The organism is Kitasatospora sp. NPDC059747, assembly GCF_042732955.1.
Lineage (GTDB): Bacteria > Actinomycetota > Actinomycetes > Streptomycetales > Streptomycetaceae > Kitasatospora.
Map to the genome: position 1 here is coordinate 1,923 of NZ_JBHWGV010000099.1, position 26,011 is coordinate 27,933.

At 75.5% G+C, this 26,011-nt stretch carries 20 protein-coding genes; 8 read left to right on the top strand and 12 right to left on the bottom strand.

Annotated features, from left to right (window positions below):
- Positions 1-86 precede the first annotated feature (86 nt).
- From ACFV4G_RS32740 to ACFV4G_RS32760, 5 genes are all read left to right on the top strand, one after another.
- A complete protein-coding gene (locus tag ACFV4G_RS32740) occupies positions 87-638 on the top strand; it encodes a hypothetical protein (RefSeq protein WP_380445796.1) in 552 nt (183 codons plus the stop codon).
- Positions 639-822: 184 nt separating this feature from the next.
- Entirely contained in the window at positions 823-1,578 is a 756-nt protein-coding gene (locus tag ACFV4G_RS32745) for an ABC transporter ATP-binding protein (protein WP_380445797.1), read from the top strand.
- Between the two features lie 5 nt (positions 1,579-1,583).
- The gene (locus ACFV4G_RS32750) at positions 1,584-2,954 is read left to right on the top strand and encodes an FtsX-like permease family protein (protein WP_380445798.1); all 1,371 of its coding nucleotides are present in this window, start codon (positions 1,584-1,586) and stop codon (positions 2,952-2,954) included.
- Positions 2,947-4,242, top strand: coding sequence for a sensor histidine kinase (locus ACFV4G_RS32755; protein ID WP_380445799.1), 1,296 nt, complete (start codon positions 2,947-2,949; stop codon positions 4,240-4,242). The genes ACFV4G_RS32750 and ACFV4G_RS32755 overlap by 8 nt, the downstream gene beginning before the upstream one ends.
- 127 nt (positions 4,243-4,369) lie before the next feature.
- Positions 4,370-4,744 (top strand): S26 family signal peptidase, encoded by a 375-nt coding sequence (locus tag ACFV4G_RS32760; protein WP_380445800.1) that lies wholly within the window; start codon positions 4,370-4,372, stop codon positions 4,742-4,744.
- Here the strand turns inward: ACFV4G_RS32760 and ACFV4G_RS32765 are convergent.
- From ACFV4G_RS32765 to ACFV4G_RS32775, 3 genes are all read right to left on the bottom strand, one after another.
- Positions 4,716-5,381 carry a LuxR C-terminal-related transcriptional regulator gene (locus ACFV4G_RS32765; protein ID WP_380445801.1) on the bottom strand — a complete coding sequence of 222 codons (666 nt, stop codon included), beginning with the start codon at positions 5,379-5,381 and terminating at the stop codon, positions 4,716-4,718. The genes ACFV4G_RS32760 and ACFV4G_RS32765 overlap by 29 nt on opposite strands.
- Before the next feature lie 177 nt (positions 5,382-5,558).
- Entirely contained in the window at positions 5,559-6,134 is a 576-nt protein-coding gene (locus ACFV4G_RS32770; protein WP_380445802.1) for a DUF1772 domain-containing protein, read from the bottom strand.
- Positions 6,135-6,171: 37 nt separating this feature from the next.
- The gene (locus tag ACFV4G_RS32775) at positions 6,172-6,822 is read right to left on the bottom strand and encodes a hemerythrin domain-containing protein (protein WP_380445803.1); all 651 of its coding nucleotides are present in this window, start codon (positions 6,820-6,822) and stop codon (positions 6,172-6,174) included.
- A 301-nt stretch (positions 6,823-7,123) separates the two neighbouring features.
- Here ACFV4G_RS32775 and ACFV4G_RS32780 point away from each other — a divergent pair, with 301 nt between their 5' ends.
- A complete protein-coding gene (locus ACFV4G_RS32780) occupies positions 7,124-7,897 on the top strand; it encodes a hypothetical protein (protein WP_380445804.1) in 774 nt (257 codons plus the stop codon).
- 68 nt (positions 7,898-7,965) lie between these two features.
- Here ACFV4G_RS32780 and ACFV4G_RS32785 read toward each other — a convergent pair whose 3' ends face one another.
- From ACFV4G_RS32785 to ACFV4G_RS32825, 9 genes are all read right to left on the bottom strand, one after another.
- Entirely contained in the window at positions 7,966-10,764 is a 2,799-nt protein-coding gene (locus ACFV4G_RS32785; protein WP_380445805.1) for a condensation domain-containing protein, read from the bottom strand.
- A complete protein-coding gene (locus ACFV4G_RS32790; protein ID WP_380445807.1) occupies positions 10,761-12,629 on the bottom strand; it encodes a non-ribosomal peptide synthetase in 1,869 nt (622 codons plus the stop codon). The genes ACFV4G_RS32785 and ACFV4G_RS32790 overlap by 4 nt, the downstream gene beginning before the upstream one ends.
- A 69-nt stretch (positions 12,630-12,698) precedes the next feature.
- Positions 12,699-14,546 carry an amino acid adenylation domain-containing protein gene (locus ACFV4G_RS32795; protein ID WP_380445808.1) on the bottom strand — a complete coding sequence of 616 codons (1,848 nt, stop codon included), beginning with the start codon at positions 14,544-14,546 and terminating at the stop codon, positions 12,699-12,701.
- Between the two features lie 6 nt (positions 14,547-14,552).
- Complete coding sequence (locus tag ACFV4G_RS32800) at positions 14,553-15,725, bottom strand: acyl-CoA dehydrogenase family protein (protein ID WP_380445809.1); 1,173 nt, start codon at positions 15,723-15,725, stop codon at positions 14,553-14,555.
- Positions 15,722-18,805 carry an amino acid adenylation domain-containing protein gene (locus ACFV4G_RS32805; RefSeq protein ID WP_380445811.1) on the bottom strand — a complete coding sequence of 1,028 codons (3,084 nt, stop codon included), beginning with the start codon at positions 18,803-18,805 and terminating at the stop codon, positions 15,722-15,724. Before ACFV4G_RS32805 ends, ACFV4G_RS32800 begins: the two co-directional genes overlap by 4 nt.
- A gap of 198 nt (positions 18,806-19,003) precedes the next feature.
- Positions 19,004-20,347: a non-ribosomal peptide synthetase gene (locus ACFV4G_RS32810; RefSeq protein WP_380445812.1), complete on the bottom strand. Its 1,344-nt coding sequence runs from the start codon at positions 20,345-20,347 to the stop codon at positions 19,004-19,006.
- Between the two features lie 41 nt (positions 20,348-20,388).
- The gene (locus ACFV4G_RS32815) at positions 20,389-21,726 is read right to left on the bottom strand and encodes an MFS transporter (RefSeq protein ID WP_380445814.1); all 1,338 of its coding nucleotides are present in this window, start codon (positions 21,724-21,726) and stop codon (positions 20,389-20,391) included.
- 340 nt (positions 21,727-22,066) lie between these two features.
- Positions 22,067-23,587, bottom strand: coding sequence for an AMP-binding protein (locus ACFV4G_RS32820; protein WP_380445815.1), 1,521 nt, complete (start codon positions 23,585-23,587; stop codon positions 22,067-22,069).
- 145 nt (positions 23,588-23,732) lie between these two features.
- Positions 23,733-24,371, bottom strand: a complete 639-nt coding sequence (locus ACFV4G_RS32825) for a maleylpyruvate isomerase family mycothiol-dependent enzyme (RefSeq protein WP_380445816.1) — start codon at positions 24,369-24,371, stop codon at positions 23,733-23,735.
- Positions 24,372-24,451: 80 nt separating this feature from the next.
- Here ACFV4G_RS32825 and ACFV4G_RS32830 point away from each other — a divergent pair, with 80 nt between their 5' ends.
- Complete coding sequence (locus ACFV4G_RS32830; protein ID WP_380445817.1) at positions 24,452-25,390, top strand: LysR family transcriptional regulator; 939 nt, start codon at positions 24,452-24,454, stop codon at positions 25,388-25,390.
- Between the two features lie 40 nt (positions 25,391-25,430).
- Positions 25,431-25,967 (top strand): kinase, encoded by a 537-nt coding sequence (locus ACFV4G_RS32835; RefSeq protein ID WP_380445818.1) that lies wholly within the window; start codon positions 25,431-25,433, stop codon positions 25,965-25,967.
- Positions 25,968-26,011 lie beyond the last annotated feature (44 nt).

A 26,011-nucleotide genomic window follows, 5' to 3' on the forward strand; every position in this document is an offset into this window, starting at 1 on the left:
ACCCCCCCGCCACCCACCGGGCGCCCCCCCCCGGGGGCGCGGCCCCGCCCCCGCGGGCCCCGCCCCCCACGGCATGGGACCGGCCGATGCGGTTCGTCGGCCAGGTCGAGTTGGGCCCGGTGCTCGGAGCGGCCGGGGACGGGAAGGTGGCCTACCTCTTCGTGACCCACGCCGATCACGAGGAGGACTTCTTCGATCCCGACGTCATCGACCCCGACGGCGGTGAGAACGCGGTGATCGTGCAGCCGGCTGGCGACCTTGCCGGCCCGGTGCTTCCGCTCACGACCCTGCCACTGGAGACCGGCCCCGGCCTGTACGGCGACGACGGGTCGGCCGTGGAGTTCACCGTCGATCTGCGGCCCGTCTCCGAGCCCGCTCCCATGACGGATGAGGAACTCGAAGCCCTGCCGGCCGCCGACCGCGACCGCTACGTCGAGCGGATCGACGGCGACAAGATCGGCGGGACGCCACTGTTCTTCCAGGGGGACGAGTGGCCGGACGGCGGCCCCTGGCGACTGCTGCTGCAGCTGGACTCGAACTGGGTGCCGTTCCAGCTCAACCTCGGCGCGTCACCGAGGTTGTTCGCCTTCGTGTCCGAGGACGGTGCCCAAGGCAGGATGCTCGTCCAGGACTCCTGAGCCGTCAGGAATCCTGAGCCGTCAGGACGCCCGAGTTGGCAGGGCGCCTCAGCCGTCAGGGCCCCTCCCGGTGGAAGACCCGGGGCCGGTACCTACCTCCCCACCTGGGGGTTCGGTTTTCCGAACCCCGGATTCGGGTGCCAGCACGATCGTTTTCGGCGCTCCGCCCGCCCAGGATTGAGGCATGGCTGAGATGACGATGGATCCGGGGACGGCGGTCCTCGCCGCGCGGGCCGAGGGGCTGTACCGGGAGTACGGTCGCGGCTCGGGTGCCGTGCGGGCGTTGCGCGGGGTGTCGGTGGGCTTCGCGCCCGGGACGTTCACGGCGGTGATGGGGCCGTCCGGGTCCGGGAAGACCACCTTGTTGCACTGTCTGGCGGGCATGGACCGGCCCTCCCGGGGGTCGGTCTGGTGGGGCGGGACGGAGGTGTCGCGGCTGCCGGAGCGGCGGTTGGCGCAGGTACGGCGCAGCCGGGTGGGGTTCGTGTTCCAGGCGTTCAACCTGATGCCGGCGATGACGGTCGCGCAGAACGTCGAGCTGCCGGCTCGGCTGGGTGGTGAACGGCCGGCCCGGGGTCTGGTTTTGGAGGCGATAGCGAGGGTGGGGCTGGCGGGGCGGGAGCGGCACCGGCCGGGGCAGCTGTCGGGTGGGCAGCAGCAGCGGGTGGCGATCGCCCGGGCGCTCGTGAGCCGGCCGGAGGTGCTGTTCGCGGACGAGCCGACGGGGGCGCTGGACCGGGCCACGGGGCACGAGGTCCTGGCCCTGCTCCGGGCGGGGGTGGACGAGGACGGGCAGACCTGCGTGATGGTGACGCACGATCCGGTCGCAGCCGGGTACGCGGACCGGGTGGTGCTGCTGGCCGACGGTGTGGTGGTCGACGAGCTGGAGCGGCCCACGGCCGCCCAGGTCGGCGAGCGGCTGAGCCGGCTGGGCGGGTGAGGGCCGTGGTCTCGATCGCGCTCGGGCAGCTGCGCCGGCGGCCGGCCGCCTTCGTCGGTCTGGCGGTCGCGCTGCTCCTCGCCATCGCCGCCGTGACGCTCTTCGGTTCGCTGATCGCCGCCCAGGCCGCCGCTCCGGCGGCTGCCCGGAAGGCCGTCGCCGGGCCGGGGGTGATGGTGATCGCCGGTGCGTTCGGTGAGATCGCCGTGCTGGTGTCGTTCTTCGTCGTGGTGAACGCGCTGGGCTTCGCCCTCCGGCAGCAGCACCGCGAGCTGGCGCTGCTGCGGACGATAGCGGCCACGCCCCGGCAGGCGCGGCGGCTGGTGCGCGGCCAGGTGCTCGCGACGACGCTGCTGGTGGCGGTGCCGGCCTGGGCCTTGGGGGCGGTGTCGGCCCGCTGGTTCCTGGCCGCGTTGCAGCGGCGCGGGATGGCGGCGCCGGGTGTGCGGGTGCCGGGCAGTCCGGTGCCGATACTGGTCGCGGTCGCCGCCGCACTGGTCGTCGGCCTGGTGGCGTCGGCGGTGGCCGCTCGGCGGATCTCGCGGATCGCGCCGGCGGCCGCGCTCACCGCGAGCTCGACCGAGCAGGGGCGGACGGGTGTGCTGCGGCTGCTCGCGGGGGCCGGTGCGCTGGTGGGTGGCGGGCTCCTGCTGCGGCTGGCCGCGACCAGGTCCGCGGAGGACCTGGACAAGGCCGCTCAGGCGGCGCTGCTCGGTTCGCTCGTGCTGCTGGTCGCCGCGGCGCTGTTGGGGCCGCTCATTACGCGCGTGCTGGTGGCCGTCCTGGGCGCACCGATACGGGTGCTCGTCCCCGGTGCGGGGTGGCTCGCCGACGCGAACATGCGCGGGTACGCGCGGCGGTTGTCGTCCGCCGTGGTGCCGGTCGCCCTGCTGGTCGGGCTTTCGGGCACCATGTCGATCATGACAATTACCGCCGGGCACGCCGCACGGGCGAGCGCGGGCAGCGTCACCTCCGCGACGGACGTCTGGCTGCGCCAAGCCGAGTTGGGGCTGCTGATCTGCTTTGCGACCGTCTCCACCCTGAACACCCTGGTCGCCGTGACCGCCGAGCGGCGCCGCGAGTTCGCGCTGCTGCGGCTGGTCGGCGCGACGCGTGGGCTGCTGATGCGCATGCTCGGTGCGGAGGCGGTGCTGACGGCGGCGCTGGGCGTGCTGCTGGGCGCGGCGGTGGCGGGGGCGGCGTCGGCGGCGTTCAGCCGGGCGGTGACGGGTTCGGCGGTGCCGTCCGTCCCGGTGGGCGCGTGCGGATGGATCGTGGCGGGCGCGGTGGCGCTCACCGTTCCGGGGATCCTGGTGACGGGTCTGCGGGCGATCGCGGGTCCGGCGACGGAGCTGGCCGGCGGCGGACGTGACTGAGACTGCATCGAGGGAGCGGCGGCCGTACCTCTCCGTGCGCAAGGGCGAATGGGCGTTCGCCGTCCTCGGCCTGCCGCTCGCGCTGCTCGGCAGCCTGTACGCGGTCGCCGTCCTCTACGCGGGGGCGCTGCTGTCGCTCACCGTGCTCGGCCTGCCGTTCGTCGTCGCCGCGCTGCTCGGCGCGCGCGGGATCGGCGCACTGCACCGGTGGCTGGTCGGCCGGCTGCTGGGCGTGTACGTCGAGCGGCCGGCCCCGCTGCCGCGGCCCAAGGGCGTGTTCGCCCGCGGCCGGGTCGTGCTGACCGATCCCGTCGCGTGGCGGACGCTGCTCTACCTCGTCCTGCGGCTCCCGGTCGGCACCCTCGGGTTCGCCGCAGCCGTGGGGCTTCCCCTCGCGTGCGGCTGGCTGATCGGCTTCCCGCTCTGGGTGCGTCTCCTGGACGGACCGCACCCGGTCGACTGGCTGGACACGGCGCCGCTGGCCGGCCTGGCCCTCGTCACCACCGTGCCCGCCGCCGTCCGGGCGACGGGCGAGCTGAACCGGTGGCTCGCCCGGCTGCTGCTGGGCCCGGCCCGCGCCCAGCAGCGCGTCCGGGAGCTGGAGAGCGCCCGGGCCGTCCTGCTCGCGGAGAACACCGACCAGCTCCGCCGCCTGGAGCGCGACCTGCACGACGGCACGCAAGCCCGGCTGGTCGCCCTCGCCATCACGCTCTCCCTGGCCGACGACACCCTCACCGGAGCGCCGCCGGACGCCGAACGGCTGCGCACCCTCGTCGACCGCGCCCGCGGCCAGACCGACGACACCATCGCCGAGCTGCGCCGCCTCACCCGGGGCATCCACCCGGTGGCCCTGGACGGCGGCCTCGGGGAGGCACTGCCGGGGCTCACCGCCACCTCGCCCGTGCCGGTCGACGTCAGTCTCGACCTGCGGGAGCGCCCGGACCCGGCCGTCGAGCGGGCCGTCTACTTCTGCGCCGCCGAGCTGCTCACCAACGTCGCCAAGCACAGCGGCGCGCAGGCGGCCGAGCTCACCGCGCACGCCGCAGACGGCCGGATCCGCCTCATCGTCCGTGACGACGGCCGGGGCGGCGCAGCACTCGGCACCCGACCCGAACCCGGCACCGGACCCATCGGCGGCACCGGACCCGCACTCGGCACCGCACCTGGCGGTGGCACCGGCCTGACCGGTCTGGCCGAGCGGCTCGCGGCGGTGGACGGCGTCCTGCGCATCGACAGTCCGCCCGGCGGACCGACGGTCGTCACCGCGGAGCTGCCGACGCACCTCTGAACGCCCCTACGAGTTCACGCGCCCTACGAACCTCCCAACGAACCTGCAGGAATCATCGTCGCCCCGCCGGCAGGTCCGACGGCAAAAATCGGTAGGCCGATCCGGCCGGATCTGCCACGATCACCGGATGGGTGCATTGGATGCGGTGGCGGCCAGGGTCGCCGGCGGGGCCACCGTGGAGTTCCGGCCGAGCGGCTCGTCGATGGTCCCGCTGATCCGCAGCCGCCAACTGGTGACCGTCACCCCGGTCGACCCGTCGAAGCTGGAGCCCGGGGACATCGTCCTCGCCCGTGTCGCCGGGACGGTATACCTGCATCTGGTGTCGTCCCTCGATCCGGCGAAGCGGCGCGTACAGATCAGCAACAACCGGGGCCGCGTCAACGGTTGGACCGGTCACGACCGCGTGTTCGGCATCTGCGTCGCGGTCGACGGGGTCCCCCGGGCCGGTGCGGCCGACAAGGCGGTCAAGGCCGTCAACTCCCGTTCTCTGCCAGATAGGTGAGGACCGCCTTCACCCGCCGGTTGTCGGCCTCCGTCGCGTGCAGGCCGAACTTGGCGAACACCGCGGCGACGTGCTTCTCCACCGCGCGCTCCGACACCGTCAGGAGTCCGGCGATGGAGCGGTTCGAGTGGCCCTGGGCCATCAGCTCCAGCACCTCGCGCTCGCGCGGGGTCAGGGTGTCCACCCGGCTGCGCTGACCGCCCCGAAGGAGCTGGGCGACGACCTCCGGGTCGAGCGCCGTGCCGCCCTCGGCGACCCGGTGCAGCGCGTCCACGAACTCCGAGGTGCGGGCCACGCGTTCCTTCAGGAGGTACCCGACGCCCGCCGAGCCGTCCGCCAGCAGGCGGGCTGCCCAGGCCGCTTCGACGTGCTGGGAGAAGACCAGGATGCCGACCCCCGGCGCCGTCGCGCGGATCTCGACTGCGGCGCGGATGCCCTCGTCGGTGTGGGTGGGCGGCATCCGGACGTCGACGACGGCCACATCCGGCCGGTGCTCGGCGACGGCGGCCAGCAGCTCGGGTGCCGTCCCGGCGGTGGCGACGACGTCGCAGCCGCGGGCACCGAGCAGTTCGACCATGCCGTCGCGGAGGACGACGGAGTCCTCGGCCAGGACCACGCGCAGGTGCTTGTTGATCACCCGACCATTATCCGGTCGGCCCGACCCCGCCCGCCCACTCTACCGTGGCTCCTCGACCAGGGAGTCGAGTGCCGCTTTGACGCCGAGGTCACCGACGTCGACTTCGCGTTCACCGCTGAGGGAGCGTCGGGCCCGCCCGGAGCCGTCCGGGCGGGCACGCGTGTCGGGCGGGTCCGCTCAGCGCGAGCCGCGTCCGTGGAGGAACAGCGCACGGGTCAGGGCCGCCAGGCCCGCCGTGCACAGCAGGGTGCGGAGCATGTTCGTGGCCACCCAGGTGCCCTCGAACTTCTCCCGCACACCGTGGAAGTCCGTGATCGCGGACGGGTCGCCGGCGGCCGCCAGCTGGTTGTTGAGCGGGATGTTGACACCCATCGTGACCATCAGCGCGGCCACGTACAGGACGGTCGCAGCCGCCGCCCAGAACGCCGCGGTGCGCCGGCCGGCCTTGTACTGGAGGTAGGCGGCGACGCCCGTCGCCACGAAGGCCCCGACGAAGACCAGGCCGAACAGCCCGTTCTCGATCGCCTTGTTGATGTTCTGCATCGCCGTCACGTAGGTACGATCGTCGCCCTTCGCGAGGCCCGGCATCACCGAGACGTCGAAGGCGAAGAACAGGCCCGCCATCAGGCCCATCGCGATGGTCGCCGCCACCAGCACGGGCCCGGCGGCCTTGCCCTGGGCCGCGACGGGGGCGACAGGGGCGCCGTAACCGGCCTGGAAGGTGGAGGGTGGTGCGGTTCGGTTGGTGCTCATCGGTACTCCTTCGGGACGCGGATGGTGCGGTGACCGGTCACAGGACCGGGGCCAGGGTGCGCCGGTAGCGGCGTTCCAGGACGGTGCGGCCCAGCAGCCGCACCGGCGCCGGGATGGTCGCCGCGACGGCGGCCACCGAGGCCGCGTCCGCGCCGTCGAACATCCACGGCTGCAGGTAGGTCATCACCTGGGCGGGGGCGCTCCCGATGATCCGCCGCTCGACCCGGCCGTACTCCGCGACGCCCAGGGCGGCGAGCACCGGGAAGACAACGCGCTCCTCGTGCCGCAGGTGGTCGCGAACGAGGTCGGCGAACTCCTGGGCAGCCTCCGGGAGTTCTCCGATCCGGCCGGTGGTCAGGACGCCCGCCACCCGGCTCATCGAGCGGTCCAGCGCTCCGTGGTCCTGCTCCAGCGCGCCGCTCCCATCGAAGCCGGGCACGTGCCCGCGCAGGTAGGGCCAGAGGATCTCGTCCTCGCTGTGGTGGTGCCAGTCGATCACCGCGCGCAGCCGGCCGAACCACTCCCCCAACGCCCGTGCACCGCCGGGCCGTACGCTCCGCGACGCCGCGCACAGGCGGGCCGCGTCACGCCGCATCGCCACGTGCATCAGGCCGAATCCCCGGACGTGCTCCGGGAGGCCGCCCAGGCCCTGCTCGCTCGACCACACCACGCTCTCGTTTCCAGACATGACGCTCCATCACCTCCGCGATCACACCTACCTGTTGACCTACCCGGTGCCCGTCCCCGACCTCGATGGGAACACACCGGCTCGACGGCGAACCACGCATTTCCACCCCTCCTCAAGCCGCTTTCGAGCGACCGTCGGAAATGGCCACCGAATGCGTACGGAAGAGGCGTTCGGAGAATCAGGACCGGGAATTTCCGTGAAACAGCCGCGCATCAGCCGTGTCCCGGTTCCGCGACACGGCCGCGCCCGCCGCCGTCCGCGCCCGGTAGTCTCGGCCTGCTCTCGATTGGAAGGCATGTCCATGGCCAGGTTGATAGTTCTGCTCATCGCGCTCGCGGTCCTGTTCTCCGTGTTCGGGTTCCAGGGCGGCAACCCCTTCGTCGGCGTGCTGTTCGCCGCCGTGGCGGTCGCCCCGTTCGGCTACCTCGTGTACGCGGTCGTCCGCAGAAGGCGCGGGCCCCTGGACGGGAAGGCCGTCACCCCGGCGCAGCGGCAGCGCCGCACGTGGGCGCTGCGGGTGGTCGCGCTGGCGATGGTGGGGGCGATCGGGTACGGCGGCTACTGGGTGGTCTTCGAACCGCACGCGAGCGACAAGGCGCTGCGGAGCCTGTCGGACTTCGAGTCCGGCTGCGGGGGCTCGTTGGCGCGCAAGTACTTCCCGCAGGCCGCCGAGCACACCGGCCCGGGCCCGCATCCGGTGGCGATGTTCGACATCAGCGAGTCCGGCTCGTCCCACCCCGTCTACCCGTCCCTGGAGGCGCCGGACTACTGGAGCGCGAACAAGCTCGACCCGCACCGCGTGCAGTTGCTCGCGTGCCTGGACGAGCCGGACGAGGGCGACCTCCTGACCACCTGCAAGTTCACGACGGACTCGCTGAAGCTCTACCGGGGCGTCTACAACGTCACCGTCTACGAGGCCCGGACGGGCCGGAAACTCGGCAACGAACGGCTGGTGGGCAGTGCGAAGGCCGCCTGTCCGAGCATGGTCTACCTCGGCAAGAACGTCGACAAGCTCCACACCTCGCCAGAATTCGCGGACTACCAGCAGGTGTTGAAGAAGTACGTCGAGCAGTAGCGGGAAAGGGCGAGGCCCCCGGGGACGGTGCTCCCGGGGGCCTCGTGCTCGATGGAACGCTCCGCGCCTCAGGCGGTCATGGCGGCCAGCACGGTGCGCCAGTCCTCGCCCGGCCCGGGGCGCAGGACGGCGGCGAGGGTCTCAGCGCCGTAGTGCCAGGGGCGTCGGAGCTCCCGGTCGGCGTCCGGCCCCGGGGTGACCGTGCTCGCGGACCCCAGCAGGCGGACGAGCTCGGCCGTGAAGTCCGTCCAGGAGAGGTGCCCCGTGACGGCGTTGACGATCCGTCCGGCCGCGGGCGGCTGCTCCACCGCGCACGCGCCGAGCGCCCGGGCGAGGGCGGCCGAGTGGACCCAGCAGGCGCCGGCCCACTCGGGGCCGTCGGGCAGGGTGATCGGTTCGCCCGCCAGGGCGGCCTGGTAGAGGGCGCCGGTGGAGCCCCAGCGGAGCTGGTCGCGCAGCCGCTGGTGCGGGCCCCAGACGATCGGGGCGCGCACGATGCTCGCCGGGCCCCGGCCGGATTCGAGGAGGATCCGCTCGCAGTCGAGCTTGGCCTGCCCGTACGGGGTGAGCCCGGGGCCGGGCTCGGCGCCCTCGGGGACGTCGACGGCCGCGGGCCGGCCGTAGGCGTCGATGCTGCTGACGAAGACGAACGGTCCGCCGCGCCAGCCGTCCACGAGGGCGCGCATCGCGGCGACGTCGGTCGCGTGGTCGGTGAAGGTGCACGCGGCGTGGATGACGGAGTCGGCGCCCTCGACGGCCCGCCGGAGGCTGTCGGGGTCGGCGAGGTCGCCCTCGGCCACCTCGACGCCGTCGAGGGCCGGGAGGTGGGCCGACTCGGGCCGGACCAGCGCCCGCACCGGGCGGCCCTGGGCCATCAGTTCCTGGAGCACGGCCGCTCCGACCCCGCCGGTGGCGCCGGTGACCAGGACCGTGCCCGCGCGGGCCCGTGTGACGGGGGCGCCGGTGCGGGCGAGGGCGGCGCGGCGCTCGTCGCCACGGGTGGCGAGGAGCCCGGCGAGGGCCCGCGGGGTGCGCTGCTCCAGGATGTCGAGGCCGGTGAGCGGCAGGCCGGTCCGGGTGCGCAGGCGCTCGGCGAGCTGGACGGCGACGAGGGAGTGGCCGCCGAGGGCGAAGAAGTCGCCGTCGGCGGGCGGGACGGTGCCCAGCAGTTCACCGAAGGCCGTACGGACGGCGGCCAGCGGCCCGGACTCGTCGGCCCCGGGTGCGGGGGGACGGGCCGCGCCGGGCAGGCGGGCGTGGTCCGGCGTGCCGTCGGGCAGGCGGGGCAGCCGGTCCAACAGGACGACGGCGGACGGGAGTTCGTCCGCCCGCACGGCCCGACGCAGGAGCGACTTGAGCTCCGCACCGCTGGGCGCGACCGGTCCGCGCACGACGGCGTAGCCGAGCAGCGGCCCGTCCGCCGACCGGGCGAGCGTCGCCTCGGCGACCCGCGGATCGGCCAACAGCGCGGTGAGCGCAGGGTGTTCGGACGCGGTGAGGCGCGAGCCGGGGAGCTCGTCGACGCGGCGGTCCCCGTCCGCGGCGACGGCCGCCAGCAGCTCGGCGAACGCGGCCAGCAGGCGCCCGGCCGTCTCCTCGTCGAGGGCGTCGCGGTCGTGCTGGACCAGGCAGCGCGGCTGCGGGCCGTCCTCGACGAGCAGCGTGAGGCCGAACTTGGCCAGCCCGAGGTCGAGTTCGACGCTCTCGGCGGCGAGTCCGGGCAGCGCGAGCGGCTCGGCGGGGCGGACGACGTCGCAGCTGACGGAGAGCAGCGGGATGCCGTCCGCGCCGCGGGCCGAGGCGCCGAGGCGTTCGAGCACCAGGTCGAACGGGACCTCGTGGTGCTCCTGCGCGTCGAGCAGCGCGCTCCTGACCTGCCCGAGGACCGCCGTGAAAGCCGTGTCCCCCGCGATGTCGGCCCGCAGCGCCAGGGTGTTGACGCTCAGGCCGACGGTGGTGCGCAGGTCGGCGCGGTGGCCGCTGGCGCAGCCGAGGACGAGGTCGCTCTCTCCGGAGGCGTTGCGGAGCGTGGCGAAGGCCGCCGCGAGGACGACGCCGAACAGGGTGGCGCCGTGCCGGGCGCCGAGGCGGCGCAGCGCGTCGACGGTGCCGGGGGCGAGCGGGGCGCTGTGCAGGGCGGCGCGGCGTTCGCGTGCGCCGGGCGGGACGGGCCGCAGGAGCGGCAGCGGGCGGGCGCCGGCCAGGTGGGCGGCGCGGCTGTCCGCGGCGGTGGTGAGCTCGGTGTCGCGGGCGCGTTCGCGGCGGGCGTGCTCGGCGTACGCCGGTCCGGGCGGCGGGAGCTGGGCCGGACGCTGATCGCGCGCGGCCTGGTAGAGGGCGGCGAGTTCGGCGCCGACGATCGGCAGGGAGCCGCCGTCGACGGCGATGTGGTGGATGGTGAGGAGGAAGGTGTGGTCTTCGGGTGCGTGCCGGAGCAGCAGGGCGCGCAGGACCGGCCCGGTGGCGAGGTCGAACGGGCGGGCGGCCTCGGCGGCGAGCAGTCCGGGGGCGTCCGCGTCGGTGGCGTCGACGACCGGGAGCGGCACCGGGGTGGCCGGGAGGGCCTCCTGGTAGGGCTCGTCGCCGCGGCTGCCGTAGTGCGTGCGCAGGACGGCGTGCCGTTCGGTGAGCGCGGTGAGGGCGGCGGCGAGCGCGGCGGGGTCGAGCGGGCCGCGCAGGCGGGTGGCGAGCGGGACGTTGTAGAGGGCGCCGCCCTGGCCGAGGTGGTCCATCAGCCACATCCGCTGCTGCGCGTGCGAGAGCGGGGCGGGGCCGGTGGGGTCCGCCGCCGGGGCGGGCTCGGCGGCGGCGGGACGGGTGCGGCTGCGGGCGCGCCGCAGCAGGTCGGCCTGGTCGACGACGTTCATCGGTCGACCCCCTGCGCTTCGGCACCGGCGACCGCTTCGGCGTCGGCGGCCGCTTCGGCCGCGGCGACGGCTTCCGCGTCGCGCAGGGCCCGTTCGAGGAGTTCGGCCTGGCCCGCGACCGTGGGGTCGGCCAGGAAGGCGGCGAGCGAGAGCTCGACGCCGATGTCCCCGCTGAGGTCGTCGACGACCCACATGGCGAGCAGCGAGTGGCCGCCCTCCGCGAGGAAGTCGGCGGTCGGCGAGGTCACCCGGCGGCCGAGGGCGCGCTCCCATGCCTCGGCGACGACCTGCTGGATCGGCGTCAGCTCGACGGCCTCCCCAGTGACGGCCTCCCCCGTAACAGCGTCCCCCGGAGCGGACGCCGTCCCACCGTCGGCGGGCGCGGACTCGGCGAGCGCCCGGCGGTCGACCTTGCCGGTGCCGGTGAGCGGGAGGGCGTCCAGGACGGCCCACGCAGTGGGCACCAGGTGGGACGGCAGCCGCTCGGCGAGCCGGGCGCGCAGCGTCTCGGCCTGCGGCCGCGTGCCCTCGGCGGGCACGACGCACGCGGTGAGCGCCGCCTCCGGCCGGCCGGCCCCGCGCACGACCACGGCGGCCTCGGCGACCTCGGGGAACTGCAGCAGCGCGTGCTCGACCTCCTCCGGCTCGATCCGGAAGCCGCGCACCTTGACCTGGTGGTCGACGCGGCCGTGGAACTCCAGGACGCCGTCCGGGCGGCGGGCCGCGAGGTCGCCGCTGCGGTAGGCGCGCCCGACGCCGGGCAGTTCGCGGAAGCGCTCGGCGGTGAGCTCGGGCCGGTCGAGGTAGCCGTCGGCGACGCGGGCGCCGGCGATCCACAGCTCGCCGACGGTGCCGGCCGGCGCGGGGGCGAGGTCCTCGTCGAGGACGAGCACGCGGGCGCCGCCGGTGGCGCGGCCGATGGGCACCGGGCCGGCGCAATCGGCCGGGTCGACGCGGTGCAGGGTGGTGAAGGTGGTCCCCTCGGTGGGCCCGTAGCCGTTGAGGAGCTCCAGCCACGGGAACGCGCGCAGCACGGCGGCGGAGTGGTCGGGCGAGAGTGCTTCGCCGCCGACGGCGAGGGTGCGCACGACGCCGAAGATCCGGGACTGGCGGGCCGCGAGGTGGTGGAAGAGCGCGGTGGTGAGGACGAGCACGGTGACGCCGAACCGTTCGATGTCGGCGGCGAGTTCCTCGGAGGTGGGCCGGTCGGCGGGCGAGACGGCGACGGCGGCGCCGTTCGCGAGCGGCGCCCACAGCTCGAAGGTGGAGGCGTCGAAGGTGACGGCCGAGTGGAACAGGACGCGGTCGCGCGGCCCGACCCGGATCCCGTCGGGCGCGGTGACGAGGTCGGCGATGCCGCCGTGCGGGATCCGGACGCCCTTGGGGCGGCCGGTGGAGCCGGAGGTGAAGAGCACGAGGGCGGTGGCGGCCGGGCCCGTGGTGGGCAGGGCCCGGGTGGCCGGCTCCTCGTCGGTGCCGCGCTCGCCGAGGACGAGGGTGCGGTCGTCGGACAGGCCGGCCTCGGCGTGCAGGGCCTTGTCGCCGAGGGTGAGCTCGACGCCGGCGTCGGCGATCATGTCGGCGATGCGCGGGCGCGGGTAGGCGGGGTCGAGCGGGACGACGTGGCCGCCGGCCTGCCAGACGGCGAGCTGGGCGACGACGAGGCGGGTGGAGCGGGTGCAGAGCAGGCCGACGGCGCGGCCGGGGCCGATCCCCCGGGCGGCCAGCACGGTGGCCAGCTTCCGGGCGGCGTCGGCGAGTTCGCGGTAGGTCAGGACGGTGGTGCCGTCGGTCACGGCGAGCGCGTGCGGGCGCTCGGCGGCGTGCCGGGCGATGAGGGCCGGGACGGTGTCCGCAGCAGGCATGACGTGGTTCCCTTCCGGGCGCCCCGGCGACGGGCCGGGGCGCCCTGGGTCAAGGCTTCGAGGACGCGGTCAGGCGGTGGCGCCGGCGCCGGTGCGCCGTTCGTCCACGAGCCGGGCGACGGCGCGCAGGTCGGGCTGGCGCAGCAGTGCGGCGGCGCGCAGCCGCACGTCGTACTCGTCCTCCAGCGCGGCCAGCAGGCGGGCGGCGGCGAGGGAGTTGCCGCCGGCCTCCAGGAAGTTGTCGTGCGGTCCGAGGTCGGCGCGGCCGAGGAGGTCGCGGGAGAGCCGCAGGACGGTGCGTTCGGTGTCGGTGGCGCCTTCCTCGGTCCTCACACCGTTCTCAAGGGATTCGGCGGCCAGCAGCGCGGCGCGGTCGACCTTGCCGTTGGCGTCCAGGGGGAAGGCGTCGACGAGCCGGACGACCGAGGGCACGGCCTGTTCGGGCAGCCACGGGCGGACGGCCTCGATCAGGCCGGCGGCCTCCGGCAGTTCGGTGGAGGCGGCCTGGACGAAGGCGAGCAGCCGGTAGCCGCCCGCCGGGGCCGGTGCGGCGGCGACGACGGCGCGGCGCACCCGCTCGTCGCGCTCGAACGCGGCCTCGACCTCGGCGGGCTCGATCCGCACGCCGCTGACCTTCACCTGGTCGTCGAGCCGGCCGAGGAACTCCAGCACGCCGTCGGCGCGCATCAGCACGCGGTCGCCGGTGCGGTAGACCCGGTCGCTGCCCTCGACGGCCTCGGGCGCGCCGACGAAGCGGCGGGCGGTGAGTTCGGGGTCGAGGTAGCCGGCGGCCAGGCCCCGGCCGCCGATGCGCAGCTCCCCGGCCTGTCCGCGCGGCACCGGCCGCCCGTCCTCGTCGGTGACGAGGACGACGGCGCCGGGGATCGGCAGGCCGATCGGCGGCGCGTCGGTGCCGTGGTCGCCGCCGGGCGCCATGGTGTGGACGGTGGTGGTGACGGTGGCCTCGGCCGGGCCGTAGGCGTTGTGGACGGTGGCGGTGACGTCCGGGCCGGGGGCGCGGCGCAGCCGGTCGCCGCCGATCGTCAGGTGCCGCAGGGCGAGCCCGGCGGGCCAGGGCCGGTCGAGGACGGGCTCGGCGAGCGGGGTGGGCAGCACGGTGACGGTGATGCCGGCCTCGCGCCACCAGTCGGTGAGGGCGCCGGCGTCCCAGCGGACGGCGTCGGGGGCGACGCTGAGGGCGGCGCCGGAGGTGAGGGCGGCCCACAGCTCCTGGAGGTGCGGGTCGAAGGCCACGCCGATGAGCAGGCTGTGCCGCTCGCCGGGGCCGAGGCCGGTGAAGTCCCGGTACCAGTGCAGGAGTGCGCCGAGGGCGGGTTCGCCCACCGCCACGGCCTTGGGGGTGCCGGTGGAGCCGGAGGTGAGGACGGCGTAGTGGGTGCCCTTGGGGATCTCGACCCCGCCGCCGTCGGAGCCGTCCGCGAAGGCGGCGATGACGGTGGCGGCCGCGTTGGCGCCCTCCGTCGGCAGGGCGAGCTTGAGCTGCTCGCCGGCCTGGCGGCCGGTCGGGAGCAGGGCGGGGTCGCCGATCAGGCAGGCGGGCCGCAGCTGTTCGGCGACGGCTTGGAGGCGGCGTTCGCCGGGGCGCGGGCCGAGCGGCAGGTGGACGGCGCCGAGCTTGGCGGTGGCGAGGGTGACGGCGACCAGCGCGGCGGAGTGGTCGAGGCAGATGCCGACCAGGTCGCCGGGGCGCACGCGCTCGCGCAGCGCGTCGGCGACGGTGTCGGCGAGGCGGTCGAGTTCGGCGTAGCTCCAGGCGTGGTCGCCGTCGATCAGGGCGGGCGCGTCCGGCGTGCGGTGCGCCCAGGTGGTGAAGAGGTCGAGGACCGCGCCGTCCTGGTGGGGACGGCCGTACTCGATGCTGAGGGGTTCCATCATCGTCTCCCGGTTCAAGGTCACGGCGCGTCAGTTCAGGCCCATGGAGCGGGCGATGATGACCTTCTGCACCTCGGAGGTGCCCTCGATGATCGTCATCATCCGCACGTAGCGGTAGAGGAACTCCAGCGGGTGGCCGCGCACCCAGCCGGTGGCGCCGTGGACCTGGAGCGAGCGGTCGACGGCGCGGACGGCGGTCTCGGAGGCGGTGAGCTTGGCGAGGGCCGCGTTCTCGGGCGCCTCGGTGCCGTCGTCGACGAGGCGGGCGCACGCGAGGGTGAGCAGCTTGGAGGCCTCCACCTCGGCGCGGGTGGTGACGAGGTGCTCCTGGACGTGCTGGTAGTCGCCGATCGGCCGGCCGAAGGCCTCCCGCTCACGGGCGTACTCGACGCCTGCGCGCAGCGCGTACTCGGCGACGCCGTTGCACATGGCCGCGACGACGAGCCGGCCGCGCGAGAGGCTGTCGATGGCGAGCGCGGTGGCCGCGCCGATGCCCTCCTCGCCGCCGATGACGGCCTCGGGCCCGACGGTGACGCCGTCGAGGAGGAGCTCGAACAGCGGCTCGCCGGACATGCCCTCGTAGCGCTGGCCGATCCGCAGGCCGGGCTGGTCCATCGGCAGGACGAAGGCGGTGGCGCCCACGGTGCTGCCGTCGCCGAGGTCGGTGGCGGCGACGACGAGGACGATGCCGGCCCGGTCGGCGTTGCTGACGAAGGTCTTGCGGCCGTTGAGCACCCACGTGTCGCCGGTGCGGACGGCGGTCGTGGTGAGCCGGAACGCGTCGGAGCCGGCGTGCGGCTCGGTGAGGGCGAGGCAGCGGGTCTGCTCACCGCGCACCAGCGGCACGAGGTGGCGCTCGATCTGCTCGGGCGTGCCGTTGCGCAGCAGCGGGCTCGGGCCGTCGGAGCCGGCGAGGGCGTACGGCGCGAGGGAGCAGCCGCTGCGTCCGGCGGCGTGGTGGAGCAGGACGACGGCGGTGAACGGCATGTCGGAGCCGCCGAGTTCCTCGGGGTAGTCGCCCGCGTAGAAGCCGAGGGCGGCGGAGCGCTTGCGGACGTAGGCGCGCAGGTCGGCCGGGGGCTGGTCGGCTGTCTCGGGCAATTCGGCGGCGAGCGGCACGAGTTCCCGGCGGATGAAGCTCTCGAACGCGTCGACGAGTTCGCGGTGACCGTCCTCCAGGACGGACGAGGGGCTCGAAGTCACTTGGCGTCTCCGGTCAGCGCGCGGGCCTGGTCGGCCAGGACGGGGTGGCGGAAGAGGATGCGCAGCGGGGGCCGGGTGCCGAGGTGCGGTTCCAGCCAGGCGGCGACCTGGGCGGCGAGCAGCGAGTGGCCGCCGACCTCGAAGAACTGCGACTCGGCGGTGAACCGGTCGTGGCCGAGGACCTCGCGCCAGGCGGCGGCGACGAGCTCCTGCCCCGGGCCGTCGAAGGCCGCGCCGGTGGCGGCGGGGGCCTCCTCGGGGGCGGTGGCCTCGGCGGCGAGCCGGGTGAGGGCGGCGCGGTCGGGCTTGCCGCCGGGCAGGGTCGGCATGGCGGGCAGGGCGGTCCAGGTGGCCGGGACGAGCCCGCCGGGCAGGCGCTGTGCGAGGGCGGCGTGCAGGGCGGTCTGGTCGGGGCGTTCGGCGCCCTCCAGGAAGCCGACCAGGCGCGGGCCGGCCTCGGGGTCGGTGTGCAGGACCACCGCGCAGGAGCGGCCGCCGAGTTCGGCGGAGGCGGCGGCCTCGATCTCCTCCAGCTCGATGCGGTGGCCGCGCAGCTTGACCTGGTTGTCGGTGCGGCCGAGGAAGCGCAGCCGGCCGGTGAGGTCGCGGTAGCCGCGGTCGCCGGTGCGGTAGACCCGGCCGAGGCCGGGCAGGTCGCGGAAGCGCTCGGCGGTGGGCTCGGGCAGGTCGAGGTAGCCCTCGGCCAGCATCGGCCCGCCGACGGCGAGTTCGCCGACGCAGCCGGGCGCCAGCGGGCGCAGCGCGGCGTCCAGGACGTGCATCCGCACGCCGGGCAGTTCGGCGCCGAGCGGCACCTCGCCGCCGCCGTCGAGGTCGGCGGGCCCGACCTGGTGGACGGTGGAGGTGACGGTGGCCTCGGTGACGCCGTAGGCGTTGAGGACCGTGGTGGCCTCGGTGAGGCCCGCGAGGGCGCGGGCGGGCAGCCGCTCGCCGCCGAGGACGAGCAGGCGGGGCGTCCAGCGGCCGTCGCGCAGCGCCTCGTGCAGGTCCTCGCGGACGGCGAGGAGGTAGCTGGTGGGCAGGTTGGCGACGGTGACGCCGCGGGCGGCGAGGACGGCCACCAGTTCGGGGCCGGTGGGCACTTCGCGCTGCGGCACGACGAGGGCGGCGCCGGCGGCGAGCGCGGGCAGCACCTCCTCCAGGGCCACGTCGAAGGACGGGCGGGCGAAGAGCAGCACCCGGTCGGCGGCGGTGAGCTCGTAGCGGGCGGCGATCGCGCCGACGTAGCCGGCCAGCGCCTCGCGGCCGACCAGGACGGGCTTGGGCACGCCGGTGGAGCCGGAGGTGTGGATGACGTAGGCGATGCCGTCGAGCACGGCGGCGGGTTCGGCCTTGGGGAAGGCCGGTCCGTCCAGGAGCGCGGGGGTGACGCCCTCGGCGGGCAGGGCGAGCGCGCTCTGGCGGGTGGCCAGCACGAGCGCCGGGGCGAGCCGCTCCAGCAGCAGGCCGAGGCGGGCGGCCGGGTCCTCCGAGGAGAGCGGGGCGTACACGGCGCCGTGGCGCAGGCAGGCGAGCAGGGCGACGACGCTGTCGACGCCGCGCGGCAGGACGGCGGCGACCGGCTGGCCGGGCTCGACCCCGGCGGCGCGCAGCCGCTCGGCGAGCTCGGAGACGCGGCGGTCGAGCTCGCCGTAGGTGATCCGCTCGGTGCCGGCGAGGAGGGCGAGGGAGGTGGGGTCGTGGGCGGCGGCCGGGTCGAGGTCCGCCGGCTCGACGGCCGTCTCGACGCTCTCCATGGTCGGGGCGGCCAGGGCTGCCAGGGGCTCCTCCGGCCGGTCGAGGTAGGCGCGCAGGAGGTCCAGGAGGCGCTCGGACAGCAGTACGGCCTCGGACTCGTCGAACAGGTCGGCGTCGTAGTCCCACACCAGGGTCATGCCGGCAGCGCCGTGCTTCTCGCCGACGACGCGGCGGTCGTCGGGCATCAGCACGAGGTCGAGGTCGAAGCGGGTGGTGCCGGTGTTGAAGCCCTCGTAGAGGAGGACCTCCAGGCCGGGCACGCGCACGTCCGGGAGCGGGGCGTCGTGGGCGCTGAACATCACGTTGAACAGCGGGTTGTCCGCGCCGGTGGTGTGCAGCCCGAGGCGGCGGGTCAGCTCCTGGACGGGCAGGTCCTGGTGGGGCAGGGCGCGCAGCAGGACGTCCGTCACCTCGTCGATGGCGTCGGTGCCCGAGGTCTCCGCGTCCGGCCGCAGGCGCAGCGGGACGGTGTTGACGAACATGCCGAGGGTGCCCTCGAAGCCGACCGGGCGGTTGCCGACGGCGGTGCCGACGACGATCTCGTCGTGGCCGCTGTGGCGACGCAGCAGCTCGGTGAACAGGGTGAGCAGCGTGCTGAACGGGGTGTGCCCGTCGGACTTGCTGCGCTCGCGCAGCCGCTCGGCGAGGTCGGCGCCGACGGCCTGGCGCAGCTGGCCGCCGCGGTGGCGGCGGAAGGCGCCGGGCCGGGCGAGGCCGGGGAGGGTGACCTCGCGCGGGGCGTCGGCCAGTTCGCGGAGCCAGAAGGCGAGGGTGTCGTCGCTCGGGCCGGTGGCGGTGCGGGCGTGCTGTTCGTAGGAGGGGGCCTGGGCCAGCTCGTAGGGCTCGTCCAGGACGTGGGCGCGGTAGACGGTGAACAGGTCGCGCAGCAGGATCGCGAAGGAGTGGCCGTCGTGGATCAGGTGGTGCTCGACGTGGATCAGCCGATGGTGGTCGTCGGCGACGCGGACCAGGTGCCAGCGCAGCAGCGGGGCCCGGCTGGTGTCGAGCGGCTCGGCGGCCTCGGCGGCGAGCAGGGTGCGGAAGGCGGCCTCGGGGTCGGCCTCGGCCGAGAAGTCGCTGGTGCGCAGCCGGGGCTCGCAGTCCTCGGCGACCCGCTGGCCGGGTACGCCTTCTTGGCGGGCGACCAGCTCCAGGCGCAGGCCGGGGTGGTGGGCGACGACGGCGGTGAGGCCGGCGCGCAGGGCGTCCCGGTCGACGGTTCCCCAGAGGTCGAGGACGGCGGTGAAGTTGTAGGCGCGACTGCCGGGCAGCATCTGCTCGTGCAGCCAGACGATCTCCTGCGAGGAGGAGAGTGCGAACATGGGCGGCTACTCCCTAGTGGTGGCGGGCGTGTTCGTCCTGCGGGCGGCGGGGCGGGCGAATTGTGGGGTCCCGTCCCGGCCGGCCGGGCGCGCCGGGGTGGTGGCGCGTGCGGCACTGCTGCGTGGGGGAGTTCGTGGTTCCTTGCGGAAGCTCGCGTCGAACGGCCCGGGGCCGTCGGCGGATCGGCGGCGCTCTGGTCAGGCGGCCGGCCGGAGGTGGTGGCGCAGCGCGCCGAGCAGGCCCTCGAAGGCCGCTTCGGCGGTGGCGTCCGGGAAGCGCTCGCGGTCCCAGGCGAGGCGGACCAGCAGGTCGTCGCCGTGCGAGGCGGAGACGGCGAGCGGCACGGGCAGGGGGCGCCCGGCGAGGTGGGTCTCGCGGCCGGGGACGCCGGCGAGGGCGAGCGGCGGGCGGCGGTGGAGGTCTTCGAGGGTGAGGAGGCCGTCCAGGGCGCCGTTCCAGCCGGCGCCGGCCGCGCGGGCGGCGCGGACGACCTCGTCGAAGGGGGTGTCGGCGTGGTCGAGGTCGTCCCACCAGCCGTCGGCGAGCGCGTCGAGGTCCCCGGTCGGGCCCGGGAGCGCCGGGTGGACGAGGGTGTTGATGAAGCAGCCGAGCGCGGCGGGCGCTCCGGGCGGGCGGCCGCCCCACGGGTAGCCGAGGGCGAGCGGACGGCTCCGGTCGGGGCCCGTCCCGAGCGGGCGGCTCCGCTCGGGGCCGGTGCCGTGCGGGCCGCCGGTGCCGTGCAGGCGGTGGGCGGCCACGGCGACGGCGTCCAGCAGGACGGGGAAGACCGAACCGCGCACGGCGCCGGGAACGCGTTCGGTGAGCATGCCGGTGGAGTGCGCCGCGCCCGCCTCCGTGGTGGCGAGGCCGCCGAGTCGCTCGCCCCAGTGGGCGTGGGCGGCGGGGGTGGAGGCGGCGTCCTCGGCGGCGAGCTGGCGCTCGACGGCCTCGCGGTAGTCGGCGACGGCGGCCTCGTCGGGGCCGCGGCCGGGCTGGGCGTCCGCCGCGTAGGCGTCCTCCAGTTCGGCCGTGACGACGCCGAGCGACTGCTCGTCGCAGGCCGCGTGGTCGAGCGCGACGGCCAGCAACTCCTCGTCGCCGTCCGGCTCTTCGGCCACCAGCAGGCGCAGCGCCGGTCCGTCGGCCGGCCAGTCGAGGAGGGCCTCGCGCAGTGCCTCGCGGGCGGAGCCGCCGAGGGCGACGGCCACCCGGGCGGCCTCGGCCGACGGTCCGCCGACGCGCAGCACGGGTGTGGCGCGCACGTTCGCGAAGGCGCCGCACAGCGCGGGGTGCCGGGCGGCCACGGTGGTGGCGGCGCGCTGGAGCCGGGGCAGGTCGACGGTGCCGCGCGGGTAGGCGAAGAAGACCGGGACGATCTCCGGGCGGCCGCCGGGGGTGAGCCGGCGGGTGATCAGGAAGCGCCGCTGGGCGCCGGTCAGCGGGAGGAGGGTCTGCGGGGTGTCGGCGGCGATGGCGCGGTAGCGGGCGAGGTAGGCGGCGGTGATGCTGGGGGCACCGGTGGCGGTGCTGGTGGCGTGCACGGAACGGTCTCCGGTCTCCGGGTCTCGGTCTCGGTACGGGTTCAGGGCGTGGGGCTCACGGCCGTGTCGGGCGTCTGCGCCCTCGTCTCGGACGCCTCCGCCGCCGCCTCCGGAGCGGGCGCGTCGGCCGTCGGCAGGTCGCGCATCCGGAGCAGCGGCGAGAGCAGCAGCGGCACGGGCACGAGCAGGAAGCCCGCCGCGCACAGCCACAGCGCGGTGCGCGGCCCGGCCGCGTCGGCGACGGCGCCCCCGGCGAGCGCGCCGAGGGGCAGCGTGCCCCAGACGAGGAAGCGCATGGTGGCGTTCATCCGGCCGAGCAGGTCGGGCGGGCAGACGGACTGGCGGAAGCTCACCTGGGCGACGTTGTAGGCGACCGCGCCGAACAGCACCACGGCCGAGCCGACGCCGAAGAGGACGACGCCGAGGCCGCCGTCGGCCAGCGGCCACAGCACGGCGAACGGTCCGGTGACGACCGGGGCGAGCCAGATCAGGCGGGCCTGCCCGACGCCCCGGGCGAGCGGCCCGGCGCACAGCGCCCCGGCGAGGCCGCCGACGGCGGAGGCCGACAGCAGCACGCCGATGGCGCCGGGCGGGAGGTCGAGCACGCGCACCCAGAACACGGTCTGGACGGCCATCAGCACGGCGGCGAACAGGTTGGAGACGGCGGTGGCGGCGGCGATGACCCGCAGCAGCGGGTGCCCGAGCACGAACCGCACGCCCTCCCCCACCTCGGCGCGCAGCGACTTCCCGGCCACGGGCTCCGGCTGCGGTTCCTCGGCGCGGATCCGGGTGAGCAGCAGCGCGGAGGCCAGGTAGCCGCAGGCGTCGGCGACGATCGCGAGCGGCGCGCCGAGGAGTTGGACGAGTCCGCCGCCGAGGCCGGGCCCGGCGATCTGCGCCGAGGAGCGGACCGTCTCCAGCGCGCCGTTGCCGCCGACGAGGTGCTCGCGCGGCAGGACGGTCGGCAGGAAGGACTGGTGGGCGACGTCGAAGAACACCGTCGCCACGCCGGTGACCAGCGCGACGGCGTAGAGCTGGGCCATCGTCAGCGCGCCGAGCGCGGCGGCCGGCGGGATGGACCCGACGGCCACGCAGCGCACGACGTCGGCGCGGATCAGCACGGGCAGTTTGCGCATCCGGTCGAGCCAGGCCCCGGCGGGCAGGCCGACCAGCAGGAAGGCGGCGGTCTCGGCGGCGGTGAGCAGGCCGACCTGGAAGGGGTCGGCGTCCAGCACCAGCACGGCGACCAACGGGAGGGCGACCAGGGTCACCTGACTGCCCGTCTGGGCCGCGGCGGCGCCCGCGAGCAGGAGCCGGAAGTCTCGGTGACCGAGGAGGCGAGGGCGGGGAGGGGACGGAGTATCGCTCTTCTCGTTCATCAGTACGACTCTCGGTCACTGATTCGACACGCGGCAACCGCCAGGTCCGTTTCCGGACGAAGCGATGGCCGGTCCGATCCCGCCACCGCCCCGACCGGCCTTCACGCGCCGCTTATCCGCCCCGCAAAGGGGCCCGCAGCGCGCTGCGCAGGGGAAACCGGCCCTCCGGTCGGCCGGTCGCCCCCGGCGTGCGAAGTCCATACCTCCGTCCGAAATACGGACACGCCCTTTCCAGCCATCGGACGGATACGCTCAACTTGGCCGGATCCTGTGAGGTATTGACGTTTGGTCACCTCGGCGTGGTGTCGGCGTGATACCGACCCGTCCGATCGCCACCGCGTCAGAGCGCGGCGCGCAGCCGCTTCTTGTCGGGCTTGCCGACCGCCGTCAGCGGGATCTCGTCCACCACGTGCAGGGCCTCGGGCGCGTACATCCGCCCCTTGCGCGCCGTCACGAACTCCCGTACGTCGTCGAGCTCCGGGCGCCGCCCGGGCGTCGGCACGACGGCGACGTGGACGTGTTCGGCCTCGTCGCCGTCGCGCACGCCGAACACCGCGCACTGGGCGATCGCCGGGTGGGTGACCAGCAGGTCCTCGACGTCGGACGGGTAGACGTGGCCGCCGACCACGATGATCACGTCCTTGAGCCGGTCGGCGAGGTAGAGGTAGCCGTCCTCGTCGACGTAGCCGACGTCCCCGGTGTCGAGCCAGCCGTCGCGCAGCACCGCGGCGGTGAGGTCGGGCCGCTTCCAGTAGCCGGCCATGACGGAGGCCGAGCGCACGTGGATCCCGCCCTGCTCCCCCACCGGCAGGCCGGTGCCGTCGGCCGCGCGGATGGCCACCTCGACGCCCGGGAGGGGGCGGCCCACCGAGATCTGGCCGCCGCGCCCGACGCGGTCGTGCTCGTGCGGGCCGAGGACGGCGATGTTCTGCGCCTCGGACTGCCCGTAGCCGCTCGCCAGCACCGGGCCGAACACCTTGATCGCCTCCCGGATCCGCGTCGGCGAGGCCGCGCAGCCGCCGTAGAGGACCCGGGCCACGCTGGACAGGTCGGTGCGGCCGATCGCCGGGTGGTCGAGCAGCCGGTAGAGCAGGGGCGGCAGGACCCACAGGTCCGTGATGCGCTCGCGCTCGACGGCCGCCAGCACGTCGCCCGGGTCGAACGCGCGCTGGAGGACGACCGAACCGCCGTGGTAGAGCGCGAGGTCGACGAACACCCCGGCGAGGTGGGCGATCGAGGTGGCCGCGAGGAAGCGGGGCCGCTCGCCGGCCCCGTACGGCGACGCGTCGAAGATGCGCCGGTAGGGGCCGTGCAGGCTGCGGATGCCCTTGGGGATGCCGGTGGTGCCGCCGGTGTGGCGGATGCCCCAGTCGTCGTCCGGGCCGATGCGGACGGACGGCGGCTCGGCCGGCTGTGCGGCGGAGGCGGCGACGACGTCCTCGCCGGGCCCGCCCGGCCCCAGCGAGAGGACCGTCGGGACGTCGACCAGGGGCAGCAACTCCTCGGCCACCAGGAAGCGTTCGGCGTCGACGAGCAGCACGGCGGTGTCGACGCTCGCCACGATCTCGGCCATCGTCGGGGCGCCCATGCCCTCGTACAGGCTGACCAGCCGCGCACCCGCGAGGCTCGCGGCGTAGCGGGCGCTCAGCGCCTCGGCGGTGTTGCCGGTCAACAGGGTGACGGTGACGCCGCGCGCCGCGCCGCGGTCGGCGAGCTCGCGGGCGAGGCGGTAGGTGGCGGTGGCGAAGTCGCCCGCCGTGACGTCCACGCCGTCGGCGGTGGTGACCGCCCGGCGGGCGGGGTCGGCGGCGAGGGCGCTCAGGATCAGTACGGGGGCGCTGACGAAGTCCTGCTGGTGCATGACTGCTCCTACCTCACGTTCTTCTGCGGGTCGTTCCTCGGGCTCTTCTCGGGTCCACTGACGCTGTGCAATCGCACCATAACGCCATGTCCCTGCCGGTTTCCCGGAGTTCGCGCACCGGCGCCGGCCGCGTCGGGGGCACGCGTCACCGCGCGAACCGCGCCGCGCCGGAGCCGGCGAGGAGGCCTGCGGGCACGCGCCGGCCGTAGGCGAGGAGCAGCAGCTCCTGGGACCGGCCCTCGACGAGGTCCGCGCCGTCGCCGTACCGCCAGTCCGCGTCGACGGCCCGCAGCCGGACGCCGTCGAGGCGCGCGCCGAAGAAGCGCAGGCCGCGCGGGGTGATCGCGTCGAGCAGGGCGGTGGCGCGCGGGAGCGGGAGGCGGGCCGGGAGGCCGAGCGCCACGGTGATGTCGAGGCCGTGGACGGCGTCGTGCGCCAGGCCCGCGATCCGGCCGCCGACCGGCGGGCGCCACGGGTGGGCGGCATTGTCGCGGAGCGCGGCGGCGATCTCCTGCTCGCTCAGGGCGGCGGCGTCCCGGCGGGCCACCCGGTCCGCCATGCGGTGGATCGACCCGCCCGCCCGGACGATCTCCAGCAGGGTGCGGGCTCCGGAGTGGCGGAAGCCGGTGCTCATGTGGGCGGCGACCGCGCGGACGGTCCAACCGTCGCACAGCGACGGCGAGTTCCACTGGTCGGCGGTCAAGGAGTCCAGCACGTCGGCGAGTTCCCTGCGCTCGGCCGCGATCTGCTCGCGCAGCCACGCTGGGTCCTGTGCTCGTGACACGGTTTGCATGCACCCAGCCTGCGGGCGGGAGCGTCCGCGCGTCCAAGACCTGGATCTTCTTCCCGGGATAATCGCAGGTTATGGAACTCCGGCAGCTCACCTACTTCGTCACCGTCGCCCGGGAAGGCAGCTTCACCCGGGCCGCCGAACTGCTGCACGTGAGCCAACCCGGCGTCAGCGCGCAGATCAGGCAGCTGGAGAAGGACCTCGGCCAGCGGCTCCTCGACCGCTCCGGGCGCCGCGTCGGCCTGACCCCGGCCGGCGAGGCCGTCCTCCCGCACGCCAGGGCCGCCCTCGCCGCGGCCGGGGAAGCGCGGCGCGCGGCCCAGGAGTTCGGCGGCCTCCGGCGCGGGCACGTCCGGCTCGGGACGGTCTCCGGCGCGGCGCTCCCCGGCTCCGGCGCCCTGCCCTCGCTGCCCGGCCTCGCCACGACGCTCGCCGCGTTCCGCAAGGAACACCCCGGCATCGACCTCTCGCTCGCCGAGAACACCACCCGCCACCTGCTCGCCGAGCTCCGCGCCGGCCGTCTCGACCTGGCCGTCGCCGGACTCCCCGCCCCCGCGAGCGGCCGTCCCGGCGACGACGGCTGGGACACCCTCGCGGGCCTCGCCCTGCACCCGGTCCTGGAGATCCCGCTCGCCGCGGTGCTCCCCCACGACCACCCGCTGGCCGCCGACGGCCCGCTCCCGGTCGCCGAACTCGCCGGCCACGCCCTCGTCAGCACCCCGCACGGCACCGGCCTGCGCACCGCACTGGAACGCGCCTTCGCCGAGGCCGGCGCGACCCCGGCCATCGCCGTCGAGGCCGCCGCCCCGGCCCACCTCCTCGAACTGGCCGCCCACGGCATGGGCGTGGCGGTCCTCCCGACCCCGACCCACTCCCCCGGCCTGCGCGTCCGTCCCCTGACGTCCCCGGTCCCCCTCGCCCGGATCGCCCTGGTCCACCCCACCGACCGACCGCGCACGGCCCCGACGGCGGCTCTCCTCGCGCACCTCCGGAAGACGTACCCGGGCCTGTGAGAGCCGTGTCCGGGCGGAGGCGCGCGGGTACGGTACCCGCGTGACAGGAACCACGGACACCGTGCTGATCGTGGTGCGCGGGCCGAGCGGCGCCGGCAAGTCCACCGTCGCCGCGCGGCTGCGCGCCGCCTACGGGCGGGGCGTCGCCGTCGTCGCCCAGGACGTCCTCCGCCGGACGGTCCTGCGCGAACGCGACGTGCCCGGCGGGGCGAACATCGGCCTCGTCGAGCTCGTCGCCCGGCACGCGCTCGACCACGGCTACCACGTCGTCGTGGAGGGCATCCTCGCCGCCGACCGCTACGGCCCGATGCTGGCCCGCCTCGCCGCCGGCCACCGGGGCCGCACCCACCTCTACTACCTGGACGTCGAGTTCGACGAGACGGTGCGCCGCCACGCCACCCGCCCGCAGTCCGCCGAGTTCTCCCCCGCCGACATGGCCGAGTGGTACCGGCCCCGGGACCTCCTGCCGGGCGGCGTCGAGCGGGTCGTCCCCCAACACAGCACCCTGGACGCCACGGTGGCGCGGATCCTCGCCGACACCGCCCTCACCCCGCCCGGCTGGACTCCCCGCCCCTGAGGCGGCGGCCGACCGGGAGGGGTCCCGGCCGGCCGCCTCTCGCC